The organism is Mycobacterium sp. IDR2000157661 (assembly GCF_022317005.1).
Taxonomy (GTDB): Bacteria; Actinomycetota; Actinomycetes; order Mycobacteriales; family Mycobacteriaceae; genus Mycobacterium.
In genome coordinates this window covers 1965381-1979866 of the sequence record NZ_CP081006.1, presented here as the reverse complement: position 1 = coordinate 1979866, position 14486 = coordinate 1965381, and the positions used below count along the sequence as shown (strand labels likewise).

17 protein-coding genes and 1 tRNA gene are annotated in these 14486 nt (G+C 68.1%); 5 read left to right on the top strand and 13 right to left on the bottom strand.

What is annotated here, in order from left to right:
• Nucleotide 1: 1 nt before the first annotated feature.
• Nucleotides 2-373: a hypothetical protein gene (locus K3G64_RS10575; protein ID WP_238949705.1), complete on the top strand. Its 372-nt coding sequence runs from the start codon at nt 2-4 to the stop codon at nt 371-373.
• Between the two features lie 149 nt (nt 374-522).
• Complete coding sequence (locus K3G64_RS10570) at nt 523-963, top strand: ATP-binding protein (RefSeq protein ID WP_238949704.1); 441 nt, start codon at nt 523-525, stop codon at nt 961-963.
• Here K3G64_RS10570 and K3G64_RS10565 read toward each other — a convergent pair.
• The 3 genes from K3G64_RS10565 to K3G64_RS10555 are packed head-to-tail and all read right to left on the bottom strand — an operon-like array spanning nt 936 to nt 4152.
• Nucleotides 936-1376, bottom strand: coding sequence for a response regulator (locus K3G64_RS10565; RefSeq protein ID WP_238949702.1), 441 nt, complete (start codon nt 1374-1376; stop codon nt 936-938). The two genes, K3G64_RS10570 and K3G64_RS10565, sit on opposite strands and share 28 nt — an antisense overlap.
• A complete protein-coding gene (locus K3G64_RS10560) occupies nt 1373-2944 on the bottom strand; it encodes a sensor histidine kinase (protein WP_238949701.1) in 1572 nt (523 codons plus the stop codon). Before K3G64_RS10560 ends, K3G64_RS10565 begins: the two co-directional genes overlap by 4 nt.
• Entirely contained in the window at nt 2941-4152 is a 1212-nt protein-coding gene (locus K3G64_RS10555) for a PP2C family protein-serine/threonine phosphatase (RefSeq protein ID WP_238949700.1), read from the bottom strand. Before K3G64_RS10555 ends, K3G64_RS10560 begins: the two co-directional genes overlap by 4 nt.
• A gap of 234 nt (nt 4153-4386) precedes the next feature.
• Here K3G64_RS10555 and K3G64_RS10550 point away from each other — a divergent pair, with 234 nt between their 5' ends.
• Nucleotides 4387-5196 carry an alpha/beta fold hydrolase gene (locus tag K3G64_RS10550; RefSeq protein WP_238949694.1) on the top strand — a complete coding sequence of 270 codons (810 nt, stop codon included), beginning with the start codon at nt 4387-4389 and terminating at the stop codon, nt 5194-5196.
• Nucleotides 5197-5198: 2 nt separating this feature from the next.
• Entirely contained in the window at nt 5199-6350 is a 1152-nt protein-coding gene (locus K3G64_RS10545) for a SpoIIE family protein phosphatase (RefSeq protein WP_238950590.1), read from the top strand.
• On the opposite strand, the gene K3G64_RS10540 is transcribed toward K3G64_RS10545, so the two are convergent.
• The 5 genes from K3G64_RS10540 to K3G64_RS10520 form a co-directional block, all read right to left on the bottom strand.
• Entirely contained in the window at nt 6341-7348 is a 1008-nt protein-coding gene (locus K3G64_RS10540) for an acyl-ACP desaturase (protein ID WP_238949693.1), read from the bottom strand. The two genes, K3G64_RS10545 and K3G64_RS10540, sit on opposite strands and share 10 nt — an antisense overlap.
• A 198-nt stretch (nt 7349-7546) precedes the next feature.
• Nucleotides 7547-7789 carry a hypothetical protein gene (locus K3G64_RS10535; RefSeq protein ID WP_238949692.1) on the bottom strand — a complete coding sequence of 81 codons (243 nt, stop codon included), beginning with the start codon at nt 7787-7789 and terminating at the stop codon, nt 7547-7549.
• A gap of 286 nt (nt 7790-8075) precedes the next feature.
• A tRNA-Ser gene (locus tag K3G64_RS10530) sits at nt 8076-8166 on the bottom strand.
• A gap of 29 nt (nt 8167-8195) precedes the next feature.
• Nucleotides 8196-8651 (bottom strand): nucleoside deaminase, encoded by a 456-nt coding sequence (locus K3G64_RS10525; RefSeq protein WP_238949691.1) that lies wholly within the window; start codon nt 8649-8651, stop codon nt 8196-8198.
• Between the two features lie 21 nt (nt 8652-8672).
• On the bottom strand, nt 8673-9194 hold the full coding sequence (locus K3G64_RS10520; protein ID WP_238949690.1) for a tRNA adenosine deaminase-associated protein: 522 nt from the start codon (nt 9192-9194) through the stop codon (nt 8673-8675).
• Between the two features lie 92 nt (nt 9195-9286).
• On the opposite strand from K3G64_RS10520, the gene K3G64_RS10515 reads away from it, so the two are divergent.
• Nucleotides 9287-10246, top strand: a complete 960-nt coding sequence (locus tag K3G64_RS10515; protein ID WP_238949689.1) for a prephenate dehydrogenase — start codon at nt 9287-9289, stop codon at nt 10244-10246.
• On the opposite strand, the gene K3G64_RS10510 is transcribed toward K3G64_RS10515, so the two are convergent.
• Genes K3G64_RS10510 through K3G64_RS10490 form a run of 5 tightly spaced genes read right to left on the bottom strand, consistent with a single transcriptional unit; the run spans nt 10209 to nt 14387 of the window.
• Nucleotides 10209-10757: a putative glycolipid-binding domain-containing protein gene (locus tag K3G64_RS10510; protein ID WP_238950589.1), complete on the bottom strand. Its 549-nt coding sequence runs from the start codon at nt 10755-10757 to the stop codon at nt 10209-10211. The two genes, K3G64_RS10515 and K3G64_RS10510, sit on opposite strands and share 38 nt — an antisense overlap.
• 53 nt (nt 10758-10810) lie before the next feature.
• The gene (locus tag K3G64_RS10505) at nt 10811-11611 is read right to left on the bottom strand and encodes an ABC transporter permease (RefSeq protein ID WP_238950588.1); all 801 of its coding nucleotides are present in this window, start codon (nt 11609-11611) and stop codon (nt 10811-10813) included.
• Nucleotides 11612-11616: 5 nt separating this feature from the next.
• Nucleotides 11617-12300, bottom strand: coding sequence for an ABC transporter permease (locus K3G64_RS10500; protein ID WP_238949688.1), 684 nt, complete (start codon nt 12298-12300; stop codon nt 11617-11619).
• A 4-nt stretch (nt 12301-12304) separates the two neighbouring features.
• Complete coding sequence (locus tag K3G64_RS10495) at nt 12305-13414, bottom strand: ABC transporter ATP-binding protein (RefSeq protein WP_238949687.1); 1110 nt, start codon at nt 13412-13414, stop codon at nt 12305-12307.
• A 28-nt stretch (nt 13415-13442) separates the two neighbouring features.
• A complete protein-coding gene (locus K3G64_RS10490) occupies nt 13443-14387 on the bottom strand; it encodes an ABC transporter substrate-binding protein (protein WP_238950587.1) in 945 nt (314 codons plus the stop codon).
• Between the last annotated feature and the right edge of the window lie 99 nt (nt 14388-14486).

The following is a 14486-nucleotide window of genomic DNA, read 5'->3' as shown; positions in this document are numbered from 1 at the left end:
CATGAAGCTCACGGCTGCAGTTGCGCTCGCGTGCGGGTTCGTCGCCGCGCCCTTGTTCACCGCCGCGAATGCACCGGCGTCCCCCGGGTACTGCGACGGCGCGGACTGCATCGAGTACGTCGACCGCACCGCCGTCGAAGGGGCATTCTGCAGAGCGAACACCCGCTACAACTTCGGCATCGACGCCGCGGGCAACACCCTGGCCTGCAACTCGCGCAACGTATGGATCGCATCGCCGCCACTGGTCGGGATCCGCACCCAGCGGCTGCCCTGCGGTGACGCCAGCGGCGTCGCGCAGACTCCCGACGGCTTCCCGCTCAGCTGCATCGACGGCGCTTGGACGCAGGACTTCCACGTGATGTTCTACGGCTGAGGCGCCGCATCGACACCCGCGCGCCGCGGACCGTTGCCCGCGAGGCCTCCCCTTCCACACTGTGATCTGCGCCTCGATGCCGCTGTGAAACGGGCGGCGCACGCGTGGCCTACGTGGGTTATGGGCCCGTAAGGGGTACAACCACCACCGTGGGGTTGGATGCGCGTCCGCGAATAGTGGACCCCTTGTGCTTCGAGATCTCGGCGACCGCCGAACGGTTGGCACAGATCCGGCATCGTCTGCTCCAATGGATCGAGCCGCTCGGCACCCCCGATGCTGTCGTCGCCGACATCGTGCTCGCGGTCAACGAAGCGTGTACCAACAGCGTCGAGCATGCCTACCGCAATGAAGATGCCGGCACCATCGAAATCGAGGCGTCGGTCGAGGGCGGCACCATCGTCGTCTGCATCAGCGATCACGGCTCATGGCGCCCGCCCAGCAGCGAACCGACCACACGCGGCCGCGGGCTGCCCATCATGGAGGCCACCAGTGACCTCGTCGAGCTGATGCGAAGCGCGTCGGGCACCACCGTGCGGATCACCTTCCACACCGCCGGCACGGCTCAGGAGTGCGGCAGCCGCACCACCTGAACGAAGAACTCGTCGATCTGGCGCACCGCGTTCATGAACTGGTCGAGGTCCACCGGCTTGGTGACGTAGGCGTTGGCATGCAGCTTGTAGCTGCGCAGAATGTCTTCCTCTGCCGAGGACGTCGTGAGCACCACCACCGGGATCAGGCTGAGGTCGGCGTCGGACTTTATCTGCTCCAACAACTGCCTGCCGTCGTACTTGGGCAGGTTCAGGTCGAGCAGGATCAGATCGGGCCTCGGCGCGTCGGAGTACTTGCCGCGGCGGTAGAGGAAGTCCAGCCCCTCCTCGCCGTCGTGGGCGACGTGGAGGTTGTTCTTGATCTTGTTGTGCTCGAACGCTTCTCGCGTGATCAGCTCGTCACCGGGATCGTCCTCGATGAGCAGTACGTCGATCGCCCTCGCCTCGCTGGTCATGCGGTGCTTCCTTCCAAGTCGGCTGCGACACGCTCGTCCACAGCGGTGGGGATGGTGAACTGAAACCGGGTGCCGTCGGTGTAGGCGGTGTCGATCCAGATGCTGCCACCGTGATATTCGACGATCTTGCGGCACAACGCCAGACCGATGCCGGTGCCGCTGTAGCCGTCGCGCCCGTGCAGGCGCTGGAAGATCACGAAAACCTTCTCGGCGAACTCGTCTGGGATGCCGATGCCGTTGTCGGTCACCGTGAACATCCACGACCCGTCGCGCGACTCGGTGCCCGCGGCGCAGTCGATCACCACGCACGGCGCGACGTCGGGACGCCGGAACTTGATCGCATTGCCGATGAGGTTCTGCCACAGCATGGTCAGCAGCGTCGGGTCACCCTTCACGTACGGCAGCGGTTGGCCCCGCCGCACGATCTCGGCGCCGGCCTCCTCGATGGAGGTGGACAGGTTCTCGACCCCGGCGTCGAGCGCGCCACCCAGGTCGACCTCGGTCTCGGTCGAGTTGATCCTGCCCACCCGCGAGAAAGTCAACAGGTCGTTGATCAGGATCTGCATTCGCTTGGCGCCGTCGACGGCGAAGCCGATGTACTCCTTGCCGCGGTCGTCGAGTTTGTCGCCGTAGCGCTTCTCGAGCAATTGGCAGAAGGAGGCGACCTTGCGCAGCGGCTCCTGCAGGTCGTGCGAGGCGACGTAGGCGAACTGCTCGAGTTCGGCGTTGGAGCGCTGCAGTTCCAGGGCCTGGTCGGCCAGCCGGGTGCGTGCTTCGTGCGAGGAGTCGAGTTCGTCGACGATGCGCTGCCGCATGTCCTCGACGTCGGAGGCGATGCTACGGATGTCCCGCGGCCCCCGCGGCACGATCTTCTCGTCGAAGCTGCCCTCGGTGATGCGACGGCACGACGCGGCGAGCGCCTCGAGCGGCCGGGTGACAGCAACCCGGACCACCAGCGCCAGCAGGATCGCCGCGACGAGGAACGCCACGATGACGCCGATCAGCACGGTGTCGCGCCACTGCTTGGTCTGCGCGAGGTTCTCGTCGGTACTGGCCCGGGCCTGCCGCAGATGCTCGAGTTGCTCGTCGAAGAGCCTGCGCAGGTTGTCGAACGCCGCCTCCCCGCGCCGGACCGTCTCCGGTGGCAGCGCGATGACCCGGCCCGGTGTGACTGCGGCGATCGTCGGTTCGGCGTACACCCCGCGCCACATGCCGGCGGCGCGCTCGACGGCGTCCACGTCGGCCAGCACCTGCGTCCGGTCCCCGGCGTAGTTGCGGATCTGCTGCACCGCCGCATCCTGGGCGCGCTGCCCGGCGTAGTAGGGCTCGAGGAACCGCGGGTCGGCCGACATCGCGTAACCGCGCACCGCGGTCTCCTGGTCGCGCAGGGCGGCCTGTAGCTGGTAGGCGCCGATGCGCATCGGCCCGATCTCGTTGGTGATCTCGGTCGCCGCCTCGTCGGTGCGATTGAGCAGCACCGCACCGGCGATCGCCCCCGCGAGCACCACGACACCCATCGCGGCCAGCACGAGGTTCTGCCAGCCCTGAACCGTGAACCGTGACCTCATCCGGCGGATGTCCGCTCCACCCGTACGACGGCGATGTCGTCGCTGATGCCGCCGACGGACTGGGCGCGGCGCTCGACGTCGTCGATCAGTTCCCTGACGAACTCCCGGCCCGGAAGGTGTGCATACGTCCTGGCGATCTCCAGCAGGCCCTTCTCCCCGAGCCGCTCGGTGCCGCGTCCGGACCGCCCCTCGAACAGGCCGTCGGTCAACAGCACCAAGCCGCATCCCGGCGGGAGGTCGTAATTGTTGAGCGGCCATCCGCCGCCGTTGATTCCGAGCGCCGGGCCGCCCTCCGGCTCCAGCCACTCCACCCCGTCCGGCCCGTGCAGGAGCATGCCCGGATGGCCGGCGGAAACCACGTTGAAGCTGAGACTGTCCGGCGACATCGCCACGCTGACGACTGTCGCGAAGATGCTCGATCCCGGCCGTTCGGTGCGCAGGACGCGTTCGAGCTGGCGCATGCGCTCGTTGCCCCGCAGCCCGGCGAAGGTCAGGGCGCGCCAGCCGATCCGCAGCGCCACCCCCAGCGCGGCCTCGTCCGGACCGTGCCCGGCGACGTCGCCGACCATCAAGTGCACGGTGCGGTCGGGTGTCTGGACGAAGTCGTAGAAGTCGCCGCCGAGCAGCGCGTGCTGCCTGCTGGGCCGGTATTCGGCGACGATGTCGACGTCTGGGCCGTCCAGCAGCAGCGGCGAGGGCAACAGCCCGCGCTCGAGCCGGGCGTTCTCCCTGGCACGCAGCTCGCTGGCGTGCAGCTCGACCGCGGTGAGCTCGGCGCGCTTGCGTTCGACCGCGTACAGCAGCGCGCGGCGCAGCGTGTCGGGCTCGACGCGGCCCTTGACCAGGTAGTCCTGCGCGCCCGCGGCGACCGCCGAGATGCCGAAGTGCTCGTCGTTGAGTCCGGTGAGCACGACGATGGGCATGGTGACGTCGCGCCGCAAGATCCGGTCCAGCGCCTTGATGCCGTCGGCGTCGGGCAGGTTCAGGTCGAGCAGGACGCAGTCGGGCCGGTCCTTGTCCAGCTGGCGTTGGGCCTCCTCCATCGACGGCGCCCACACGACGTTGATGTCGGCGTCCGCATCGGCGATCAGTTCCTCGACCAGAACGGCGTCGCCTCGGTCGTCCTCGACCAGGAGCACGTTGAAGGGGGTCAGCGGCAAGCCTCCACCGGCCGAGGGCACCGGCCCTTGGTCATGAAGCGCGCGCATAAGCAACCAGTTCTTTCGGGTTGGTCACCGCGGTCGCCCTGACCTCTGCTTTAGTGACTGACTGACAATAGCGTCCGCGTGGACGGCGCAGCGGCACAGACGATGGAAACTCGTCTGCTGTGCTGACCATCCCGTTGACTCCCCCGAGTCGTTCGAGACTATAACGGCGGGCCGCCCGGAATCCATTCGCGGCCGGTGGTGACAGTCGGCCGCCTCGATGCGAAGGTGATCGCGATGAACGTGCGTGAACGCAACAACGTGCGAGTCCTCGGCGCCGAGGGCGACGGTGTCCCGACCCTCATGCTCGCGCACGGCTTCGGCTGCGATCAGAACATGTGGCGGCTCGTGGCGGCGCCGCTGAGCCGGCGATATCGCATCGTGCTGTTCGACCACGCCGGCTCCGGTAGGTCGGATCCGTCGGCGTGGGATGCCGACCGCTACGCGACGCTGGACAGCTACGCCCGTGACGTCCTCGATATCGTCGACGAACTCGAACTGCGCGACGTGGTTTTCGTCGGCCATTCGGTCGCCGCGATGATGGGTGTGCTGGCCGCCTGCGCCCGGCCGGAGGCGTTCGCCAAGCTGGTGCTGGTCGCGCCGTCCCCGCGCTACATCGACGACGGTGACTACCGCGGCGGGTTCAGCCGTGCCGACATCGACGACCTGCTCGAGTCGCTGGACAGCAATTATCTCGGCTGGTCGCAGGCGATCGCTCCCACCATCATGGGTGCGTCGGACCGCCCTGAGCTCGCTGAGGAACTCGCCGAGAGTTTCTGTCGCACCGATCCCGCCTGCGCCCGGGTGTTCGCGCGGACCACGTTCCTGTCCGACAACCGCGCGGATCTGCCCCTGGTGGCGGTGCCGACGCTGGTGCTCGAATGCGCCGAGGACGCCATCGCGCCCACTGGCGTGGGCGCATACGTGGCACAGCAGATCACCTCGAGCCACCTGATCACGCTGGACACCGACGGGCATTGCCCGCAGCTGACCTTGCCGGAGGCCACCGCGGCGGCGATTGCTTCGTTCGTCGACGGGACGTCGTGACGATGCTCGACGGCGAGGTCTTCGACGACGGTCCGTGTGGTCTCCTGTGCGCGGCCGGTGACCGGCGGATCACCGCGGTGAATCGCACCATGGCCGGCTGGCTCGGCCACCCACCAGAAGAGCTCATCGGAAGACGGTTCACCGAGTTCTTCAGCGGTGGCGGTCGCATTCACTACGAGACGCACGTGGCGCTGCTTCTGGAGGTCAACGGTGAAGTGGCCGAGTGGGCCGTCGACCTGGTGACCGCGGGCGGCGCCCGGATGCCGGTGTTGATCACCGCCGACCGCACACGATCTGGAGACGACCCGGTCATTCGAATGGCGGTGCTCTCATCCTCGGAGCGGCGGTCCTATGAGCGTGAGCTGCTGTCCGAACGCAGGCGCGCCGAGAGCGAGCGGGCCCGCGCGGAACTGCTGGCGTCGACATTGCGGCGCTCGCTGCTGCCGCCGCTACTCACGCCGCCGCCGTGGCTGGAGGCCGCGGTGCTCTATCACCCGGCGACCGACGACGTCGCCGGCGACTTCTACGACCTGTTCCCGTTGTCGACCGACAGGTGGGGCTTCTTCCTCGGTGACGTCGCGGGCAAGGGTGCCGAGGCGGCGGTACTCACCTCGCTGACGCGCTACACGCTGCGTGCGAGCGCGGTCATGAGCGAGGACCTCGTCGCGAGCCTGCACACCCTCAACACCGTGCTGAACCAGCGGTACGGCGGTGCGAAGCCGACCCTCACCACGGTCATCGTCGGCACGCTGGCGCCCAATGACGGAGGAGTCGAGGTGCACCTCGCCAGCGGTGGCCATCCACCCGCGTTCAGGCTCGGCGCCGACGGCGCCGTCGAGGAGGTGTCCACAATGGGCGGGCAGGCGGTCGGCATCATCGCCGACCCGCGTTTCGTGGACGCGACGGTGCAGTTGACGCCGGGCGACACGCTGCTGCTCTACACCGACGGGTTGACCGAGGCCCGCACCGGATCCGGCCGCGACCGCTTCGACGATGCCGGCGGGCTGCTCGACTTCACCGGACGGCTGGCGCCGGCCAGTCCCGCACAGCTCGTCGCCGCGTTGGGCCACCTGCTCGACGAGTTGGGCGACGGGGTCCAGGACGACGTGGCGCTGCTCGCAATCGGCGCCGAGCGGCAACTGGTTCAGGCCTGAGCTGCGGCCACCGGCACCCGGTGCCCGTTGCGCGCGGCGACCGCGCGGGCTTGGCGCTCCAGCTGGCGTTGTTTGGACTCCTCGAACTTCCGTGCGGAGTCGTCGAGCTCGTCGATGAGCGCGCCGAGGTCATCACGCTGGCGCGCCGCCTCGCCGGCGAAGTCGTCGCGCTCGAAGATGCGCCACTTCTTGAGCACCGGCATCACCACATCGTCGCGGAAGATCCGCGGGTCGAAGATGCCGCCGACGGCGATCGTCACGGCCTTGCGACGGAAGTCGGGAACGGTGTAGCCGGGCATCTTGAAGTTGCGCAGCACGTGGTGCAGCGAGTGCATCGCCTGGTTCGGCGCGATCTCGAAGCCGGCCTCCGAGACGTCGCGGTAGAAGATCATGTGCAGGTTCTCGTCAGCCGAAACCCGTTGCAGGAGTTGATCGGCGATGGTGTCGTGGCACGCCTTGCCGGTGTTGCGGTGCGAAACGCGCGTCGCGAGTTCCTGGAAGGTGACATAGATGACCGAGTCGAACAGGCGGGTCGCGAACAGGATGTCCTCGCCCTGATCGTTCTGGCCGGGCGAGAAGCCGCGGGTCATCTGCTCGATGCGCAGTTGCTCGAGCTCGACGGGGTCGATGGCACGGGTGACGACGAGGTAGTCACGCAACGCGATGCCGTGCCGGTTCTCCTCCACCGTCCAGCGGTTCACCCACTGGCCCCACGCGCCGTCCAGGCCGAAGTTCTGTGCGATCTCGCGGTGATAGGACGGCAGATTGTCCTCGGTCAGCAGGTTGAGGATCATCGCCACCCGAGCGACCTCGGAGAGCGTCGATTGCTCGGGGTCCCAGTCCTGGCCGCCCAGCGCGTAGTAGTTCTTGCCCTCCGACCACGGGATGAAGTCGTGCGGGTTCCAGTCCTTGTGCATCGACAGGTGCCGGTTGAGGCCCTTCTCCACGACGGGTTCGAGCGCCTTCAGCAGATGCAGGTCGGTCAGGTCGCTCGACATGGGCTCTCCGGTATCTGTGTCCTCCAGTTGCAGTAAAGATACCCGTGCCAACTGACGCGACGTAACCCGGCGCGCCGAGGGACTACCAAGCGGGGCCGGCGCAGAAGACGTGGTTAGGACTGCAACCGCGTCAGCTTCAGGACATGGATCAGCGCGGTCCCGAGGCATCCAAGCGGGACCTTGCGCGCGTGCAACCGATTACTGCGGTTCGCCGGTCGGGATGGTGTATGGCGCAGTCGTGATCGGCGGCCTGCCCACCACCACTGGACCTTTCATCTCGACGGACTTCATCTCAATGGTCTTGGTCTCTGGGGCCTGCGGCGCGACCGGCACCGCATTGGCAGAACTGGCGCCGTTCCACACCACCGGTGACAGTCCCATGCCGAGCAACGCTCCAGCACCCACGGCCGCCGACACCAACTTGAACTGCTTAATTTTCATTTTCGTGACTCCCGTGTCACACGTAGCGAGCCGCCATCCATCTTAGAGTTCGCAATAGCCGCTGAGAAGATCACGGTTGGGGCATCACGGCTCTCGGCGACTTGCCGCCTACACATCATCACGATGCGGTCGACGATGCGGTCGACGATGCCATCGAGGCCCCGGTAGAGCTGGACGCCGACTGGTTCGCCGGGGCGGTGAAGCGGGCGGAGGAGCAGGCGATCACTCCGCACGATCTGCGGCATACCGCGGCGGAGTCTCTCCCGGCACGGATACGCAGGAGACTTGGCGGTGGCGGAGGGATTTGAACCCTCGGACGGGGGTTACCCGTCACACGCTTTCGAGGCGTGCTCCTTAGGCCGCTCGGACACGCCACCGTGTGGCAGCTTACCGGGCGGCGGGGCCTTCACTCCAATCGCTGTCGGGCGAAGAACTCCGCGAGCGGCGCCGCGCACTCCTCGGCAAGCACGCCGCTGCGCACCTGTGGCCGGTGCGTGAGCCGCCGGTCGCGCACGACGTCCCACAACGAGCCCACCGCACCGGTCTTCGGTTCCCACGCGCCGAACACCACCCGAGCGACGCGGGCCATCACCAGCGCACCGGCGCACATCGTGCACGGCTCGACGGTGACCGCCAGCGTCGCGCCCTCCAGCCGCCAGCCGTCGCCCTGCGCGGCGGTGGCGGCGCGGATCGCCAGGATCTCGGCATGCGCGGTGGGGTCGCCCAGTTCCTCGCGCGCGTTGGCGGCGCGAGCCAGCTCCGTGCCGTCGGCCGAGACGACGACCGCGCCGATCGGTACGTCGCGCGGTCCGGCGGCGCGGGCGGCCGCCAGCGCGGCGCGAATCAGGTCTTCGTCGGTCACCGACTCAGGCTCATCGTCGGTTCACCGACCTAAGCGATCGAGCACCGCCGACAGCTCGTCGGCGAACCCCATCTCTCGGGCGATCCGGCCCAGCTGCTCGTCGGGGTAGAGGTCGGACTCGTCGATGATCACGCCGAGCACCGCCTCGGGCAGGCCGACGTCGGACAGCAGCCCGAGGTCGCCCTCCTCGAACGGCTCGGCCTCTTCGAGTTCCTCGGGCTCGATGTCGGCGTCGAGCATCTCCAGCGCCTCGGCGGCGATGTCATAGTCGAGCGCCGCCGTGGCGTCGGACAGGAACAGCCGCGTCCCCGCGGGCGCAGGGCGCACGATCACGAAGAACTCGTCGTCGACGTCGATCAACCCGAATACCGCTCCGGCACTTCGAATCTCCCGCAGCTCGGTCTCCGCGTCGGTCAAGCTGTTCAGTACCGCGCGCCGCATCGGCGCACACCGCCACTTGCCGTCCTCGCGGACGACGGCCACGCCGAACCCGTCTGGGGCGTCGCCGGCCTGTTCCTGGACCGGTGCCCGCTGTGCTGCCATGTCGGCAACGGTAGTCGCCGACCAGGTCATTGACCAGGGAACCGCACCAAGGCTGACGTCGGTCGATGCGGCCGATGTGCCAGTCTGGTGGGATGACGAAAACGCCGGTCTGTGTGCTCGGTCTCGGGCTCATCGGGGGCTCGGTGATGCGGGCCGCTGCCGCAGCCGGGCGTGAGGTGTTCGGCTACAACCGGTCGCTGGAAGCCGTCGAGGCGGCCCGCGCCGACGGATTCGACGCCGACGAGAACATCGACGCCGTGCTTACCCGGGCCGCCGCAGGAGACGCCCTCGTGGTGCTGGCGGTTCCGGTCCCCGCTCTGCCCCAGCTGCTCGATCACATCCGCAGCTCTGCGCCGGGCTGCCCGCTGACCGATGTGACCAGCGTCAAAGGTGTTGTCCTGGAGGAAGTTCGGTCATACGGCCTGCTGGACCGGTTCGTCGGCGGCCATCCGATGGCAGGCACCGCGCATTCCGGATGGCAGGCGGGTGACGCGCGGATGTTCGCAGGCGCGCCGTGGGTGGTCAGCGTCGACGACCACGTCGATCCCGAGGTGTGGATGCTGGTGATGCAGCTGGCACTGGACTGCAAAGCGGTCGTGGTGCCCGCACGCTCGGACGAACACGACGCCGCGGCAGCCACCATCTCGCATCTTCCGCACCTGCTGGCCGAGGCGCTGGCCGCGACCGCGGGCGAGGTGCCGCTGGCCTACGCGCTCGCGGCGGGCTCGTTCCGCGACGGCACCCGCGTCGCCGGCACCGCGCCCGACCTGGTCCGCGCCATGTGCGAGGCCAACGCCGAGCACCTGCTGCCCGTGCTCGACCACTCACTGGAACTGCTCAACCACGCGCGCGACTCGCTGGCCCGTCGCGAGCCGATCACCGACCTCGTCGAGGCCGGACACTCCGCACGCGTGCGCTACGACAGCTTCGAGCGGCCCGACATCGTCACGATCGCCATCGGCGAGCAGCAGTGGCGCGACGAACTGGCCGCGGCCGGACGCGCCGGCGGTGTGATCAGATCCGCGCTGCCAGTCCGGGATAGTCGAGGATGAACCCGTCGGGGTCCACGCTGATAGTGGTCTCGGCGACCGGCGAGTGCAGCTTGATGCCGTCTTCGGCGCTGCTGTAGCCGAGCACCGCCGCTTCGACCGATACCTCCGGCAGCCGCACGTAGACCACCGGGCAGCTGATCGAGTCCGACCGCTTGTAGAGGCCCGTACGCCGGATCGGCAGCGCGTTGAAGAACGGGCTGAAGACCACGTCGACGTCGAGGGCGCCGTCGAAGGCCGAACGTTGAGACCTGCCCGTGTGGTCCTGCACCAGCCACATGTTCTCCTCGTCGCGGGCGATCGACAGCTGGCGCTCCCGCTCGGCGAGGGTGACCGTCATGGAGAGTCTTCTGGTGGCGCCGGCCTCGTCGGTGACCAGATCGTAGGACGCCGAGAAAGCCGGGTGCGACGACGTCGCGGCGGCCACTATCCGGCCGTACGCCTTGATCCGGTTGCCCGACAACTGCACCCGAACCGATTCCATCCGCGGCACGTCATGCGCCCGCCACGTCATGATCGCCGGCCAGGCGTGTCCCGCGGCATCGGAGCCGACTGCTTCACTCACCCCTATACCGTAGGCGAAGGATCCCCTCGTTCGTAACGTGCTTCGGTGGCGCCTTTCGCCCGGCCGTGTGATGTTGCGCGCGGACGCGATTCGAGAGCGACTTCGTCACCCAGCAACGGCTGCGGCATGCTCCGCAATTTCTGCAACCGGCCGGTGCCCGGCGCCGACGCCCACACCGCGAACGCCAGCGCGGCGTCGAGCAGCAACGCCACGGCCGTCACCATCAGCGCGCCCACCAGCGCCAGCGAGAACTGCCGCACCTTGATGCCGTCGATCAGGTACCGGCCCAGCCCGCCCAGGCTGGCGTAGGCGGCGATCGTCGCGGTCGCAACGATCTGCAGAGTGGCCGTACGCAGACCGCCGAGGATCAGCGGCAGCGCGATGGGCGTCTCCACGCGCAGCAGGATGCGTCGCTCCGTCATGCCCATCGACCGGGCGGCGTCGACGACGGCGCGGTCCACGTTCGCGATCCCGGCGTAGGTGCCGGCCAGCAACGGCGGAATGCCGAGCAGCATCAGGGCCACCGTCGGCGGCACCAGCCCCAGCCCCCACAGCAGCACCCCGAGCAGCAGCACCCCGAGCGTCGGCAGCGCGCGCAGCGCGTTGACGCCGGTCACCACCAGGAAGGTGCCGCGGCCGGTGTGGCCGATCAGCATGCCGATCGGAACCGCGATCAGTGCCGAGAAGAACAGCGCGACCGCGGTGTACTGCAGGTGCTCGAGGATGCGGGCGGTCAGGCCGGCAGGCCCGCCCCAGTTCTCCGCGGTGAAGATGAAGGCCAGCGCATCGGTCAGGAAGGTCATCGGGCTCATGCGGGAACCGCCTTCGCGCGACCGGTGCGAGACGCTCGGGGCGCACGATTCGTACGGGTCCAAGGGGTGAGCGCCTTGCCCAGCAACATGATGAGGGTGTCCACCACGATCGCCAGCACGAAGATGGCGATGATGCCCGCGACGATCTGTTCGCTCTTGTTGGCCTGGTAGCCCTCGGTGAACCAGGTGCCCAGCCCGCCGATGCCGATCACCGAGCCCACCGCCACCATTGAGATGTTGGTGACGGCGATGACGCGCAGGCTGGCGATGAGTACCGGAACAGCAAGCGGCAGTTCTACTTTCAGTAAGCGGGTCAGCGGCCGGTAGCCGACCGCGGTGGCGGCGTCACGCACCGGTTCGGGCACCGCGTCGAGTGCCTCGGGCACCGCGCGCACCAACAGCGCACATGTGTAGAGCGTCAGCGCCACGATGACGTTGGCCTCGTCGAGGATGCGCGTCGGGATGATCAGCGGCAGCACAACGAACAACGCCAGCGAGGGGATGGTGAACACGATGCTCGCGGTGACGGTCGTCAGCCGGCGCAGCACGGTGGTCCGCTGCACCAGCGCCCCGATGGGGACGGCGATCAGCAGGCCCAGCACGATCGGGATCAGCGACAGGCGCAGGTGAATGAGCGTCAGCGCCCACAGGTCGTCGAGGTGAGTGAGCAGATAGCGCATGCTGTCAACCCAGTTCCGGCAGTCGGCGCTGCCTGTCGAGCGCGGCCAGCACGTCGTCGGCGCGCACCCCGCCGAGCACCCGGCCCGACTCGTCGACCGCGACGCCGAGGCCGCTGGGAGACGACAGTGCCGCATCGAGCGCCTGGCGCAGGTTGCCCGCGGGGCGGAACAGCGATCCGCCGCCGATGGTGCTGTCGTACAGGCTCTTCCCGCCGCGGTGCACGGCGACGCCGTCGGCGTTGATCCACGCGTACGGCGTGCCGTCGGTCTTGGTCACCAGCGCCCACTCGCCGGGGCCGAGCTCAAGACCGTCGACACGGTCCTCGGCGGTGTGCGCGATGTCGTGCAGTGGCAGCCCCGTCGCCCGGAAGAACTGCAGAGCCCGGTAGCCGCGGTCGGCGCCGACGAACCCCGATACGTGCTCGTTGGCCGGGTTCGACAGCACGAAGGCCGGCTCGGCGTACTGCTCGAGCACGCCGCCCCGGCCGAACACCGCGACTTTGTCGCCGATCTTGACCGCCTCGTCGATGTCGTGGGTGACGAAGACGATCGTCTTGTGCAATTCATTCTGCAGGCGCAGGATCTCGGTCTGCAGGTCCTCGCGCACCACCGGGTCGACGGCGCTGAACGGTTCGTCCATCAACAGGATGGGCGGGTCGGCGGCCAGCGCCCGCGCCACGCCGACGCGCTGTTGCTGCCCGCCCGAGAGCTGGGCGGGGTACCGGTCGGCGAGTTTCGGGTCCAGCCCGACGCGCTCCATCACCTCGAGCGCGGATTTACGTGCGCTGCGCCGGGATTGGCCCCGCAGCACCGGAACGGTGGCGACGTTGTCGACGACTCGCAGATGCGGCATCAGCCCCGCACTCTGGATGACGTAGCCGATGCCGAGACGCAACTTGACCGGGTCGACGTCGCTGATGTCGGCGCCGCCGACGGTCAGCGTGCCCGACGTCGGTTCGATCATCCGGTTGATCATCCGCATCGAGGTGGTCTTGCCGCAGCCGGACGGACCGACGAACACCGCGAGCGTGCCCTCGGGCACGTCGAGTGTCAGGTCGTCGACCGCGACGGTGCCGTCCGGATACTTCTTCGTGACGTTGGTGAAGGTGATCACGCTAGTCCTCTGCTCTTCGCGCAAGCGCTCATCGCGGCACCGGCTGGTCGAATCCGTGCTCGCGCACCCATTTCTGGGCCGCCTCGTCGGGGTCGACGCCTCGGTTGCCCTCCACGGAGGTGTTGAGTTCGATCAGTGCCTCGGTGGTCAGTTGGGCGCTGACTGCGTCGAGCACGGTCTTGAGTTCGGTCGACTTCTTCTGCGACGCCACCAGCGGCACCACGTTGGCGGCCAGGAAGACGTTCTCCGGATCCTCGAGCACCACCAGGTCGTTCTGCTCGATCGCCGGCGAGGTGCTGAAGATGTTGGCCGCGGTGATCGCCCCACTGTTCAGCGCCTGCACGGTCGCCGGACCGCCGCCATCGCTGATGGCCACGAAATCGGCCGGTGCGATGTCGAGGCCGTACTTTTCCTTCAACCCGACCAGTCCGGTGACGCGGGTCTGAAATTCCGACGGCGCACCGACTTTCACCTCAGCGGAATGCGCGGCGAGGTCAGCGATGGTCTTGAGATTCCACCGCTGCGCGGTCGCCTCGGTCACCGCCAGGGTGTCCTTGTCCTCCGCGGGCGAGGGATACAGGATCGACAGGTCGCCGGGCAGCACCCGCAGCAGTGCCAGCAGCACGGCGTCCGGGGTGGTCGCGGTGGCGTCCTCGTCGAAGTACTGCAACAGATTTCCGGTGTATTCGGGAATGAGGTCGATGGAGTGGTCCCGCACCGCCGGGATGTAGGTCTCGCGGCTGCCGATGCCGAACTGGCGGCGCACGCTGAAATCGTTGGCCTCCAGCGCCTGGGCGTAGATCTCGGCGATGATCTTCGATTCGGTGAAGTCGGCCGACCCCACGGCGATGGTCTTGAGGTCACCGGAGATCTCCCCGCCACCGAGCGGGTTCGAGCTTCCGCAGGCGGCCATCAGCAGGGCGAGAACGGAAACCACCGCCGCAACGAAGGGGCCTCGCCGGCGTCGCGGCATCAAGGTCATGGACCCGACAGTATCGACATCGCCGCAGCTACGCCCCTGTTTGGCTCGGCTTGACCGGACCGTGACCGTCGAAAGCGGTTCGACCGCAGG

What these genes read in the sequence shown, in the direction of transcription:
- K3G64_RS10515 (WP_238949689.1), top strand. Translation starts at nt 9,287, where the DNA reads ATGACGAAAACGCCGGTCTGTGTGCTCGGTCTCGGGCTCATCGGGGGC.
- K3G64_RS10550 (WP_238949694.1), top strand. Translation starts at nt 4,387, where the DNA reads ATGAACGTGCGTGAACGCAACAACGTGCGAGTCCTCGGCGCCGAGGGC.
- K3G64_RS10505 (WP_238950588.1), bottom strand. Translation starts at nt 11,611, where the DNA reads ATGACCTTCCTGACCGATGCGCTGGCCTTCATCTTCACCGCGGAGAAC.
- K3G64_RS10565 (WP_238949702.1), bottom strand. Translation starts at nt 1,376, where the DNA reads ATGACCAGCGAGGCGAGGGCGATCGACGTACTGCTCATCGAGGACGAT.
- K3G64_RS10535 (WP_238949692.1), bottom strand. Translation starts at nt 7,789, where the DNA reads ATGAAAATTAAGCAGTTCAAGTTGGTGTCGGCGGCCGTGGGTGCTGGA.
- K3G64_RS10575 (WP_238949705.1), top strand. Translation starts at nt 2, where the DNA reads ATGAAGCTCACGGCTGCAGTTGCGCTCGCGTGCGGGTTCGTCGCCGCG.
- K3G64_RS10555 (WP_238949700.1), bottom strand. Translation starts at nt 4,152, where the DNA reads ATGCGCGCGCTTCATGACCAAGGGCCGGTGCCCTCGGCCGGTGGAGGC.
- K3G64_RS10560 (WP_238949701.1), bottom strand. Translation starts at nt 2,944, where the DNA reads ATGAGGTCACGGTTCACGGTTCAGGGCTGGCAGAACCTCGTGCTGGCC.
- K3G64_RS10500 (WP_238949688.1), bottom strand. Translation starts at nt 12,300, where the DNA reads ATGCGCTATCTGCTCACTCACCTCGACGACCTGTGGGCGCTGACGCTC.
- K3G64_RS10540 (WP_238949693.1), bottom strand. Translation starts at nt 7,348, where the DNA reads ATGTCGAGCGACCTGACCGACCTGCATCTGCTGAAGGCGCTCGAACCC.
- K3G64_RS10545 (WP_238950590.1), top strand. Translation starts at nt 5,199, where the DNA reads ATGCTCGACGGCGAGGTCTTCGACGACGGTCCGTGTGGTCTCCTGTGC.
- K3G64_RS10490 (WP_238950587.1), bottom strand. Translation starts at nt 14,387, where the DNA reads ATGCCGCGACGCCGGCGAGGCCCCTTCGTTGCGGCGGTGGTTTCCGTT.
- K3G64_RS10520 (WP_238949690.1), bottom strand. Translation starts at nt 9,194, where the DNA reads ATGGCAGCACAGCGGGCACCGGTCCAGGAACAGGCCGGCGACGCCCCA.
- K3G64_RS10510 (WP_238950589.1), bottom strand. Translation starts at nt 10,757, where the DNA reads ATGACGTGGCGGGCGCATGACGTGCCGCGGATGGAATCGGTTCGGGTG.